The sequence below is a fragment of the Chryseomicrobium imtechense genome, from assembly GCF_041475995.1.
Taxonomy (GTDB): Bacteria; Bacillota; Bacilli; order Bacillales_A; family Planococcaceae; genus Chryseomicrobium; species Chryseomicrobium aureum.
In genome coordinates this window covers 1-668 of the sequence record NZ_JBGOBM010000041.1, presented here as the reverse complement: position 1 = coordinate 668, position 668 = coordinate 1, and the positions used below count along the sequence as shown (strand labels likewise).

General features: G+C 46.4%; 2 protein-coding genes. Both read left to right on the top strand.

Features of this window, described 5'->3' with window-relative positions:
- Positions 1 to 341, top strand: a 341-nt coding sequence (gene tnpB, locus AB5N96_RS13500; RefSeq protein WP_499705760.1) for an IS66 family insertion sequence element accessory protein TnpB, incomplete at its 5' end; no start/stop codon positions are given.
- Between the two features lie 40 nt (positions 342 to 381).
- Positions 382 to 668: transposase domain-containing protein (locus AB5N96_RS13495; RefSeq protein WP_499705759.1), on the top strand; the 287-nt coding region annotated here is incomplete at its 3' end.

Genomic DNA, 668 nt, shown 5'->3' with positions numbered 1-668 from the left:
CTGTCGAGCGCGTCTATCTAGCAGCGGGTCCAACAGACCTTCGCAAATCGATTGACGGACTTGCTGTCATCGTCCAGGAACTTTTTCAGTTAGATCCATTTTCGAAGGCTTTGTTCGTCTTCTGTAACAGAAAAAAAGATAAACTGAAAATCTTGTTTTGGGACCACAACGGCTTCTGGCTCTACTATCGTAGACTGGAGAAAGGACTGTTCGATTGGCCAGACCTCGGGTCTGTCCAGCCTCTATCTATCTCGAGCCGGCAACTGAACTGGTTGCTGGATGGATTGCCACTTGACCAACGTGATGCACATCCTTCCGTTGCTGCTAAAAAAGTGATTTGACGTCTGTTTCACCGGATAGTTTTATGCTATTCTTATCCCTATGAGAAAACAGGACGAGAAAACACAACTTACAATTGAAGAGCTCGAGAAGAAGAACGCACAGCTCGAACAGCGAAACAAAGAGCTCGAGGCCAAGATGGAATACTATAAGCAACAGTTTGCGCTACTTCAGGCGAAACGCTTTGGCACATCGAGTGAGAAGACAGACAAAGACCAATTGGATCTACAGTTGTTCAATGAGGCCGAAGTGTCTTCTGCTGTACTTCTTGCTGAACCTACACTCGAGACGATCAGTTACACGCGCAAAAAGAAGATCGGACGTGTGGA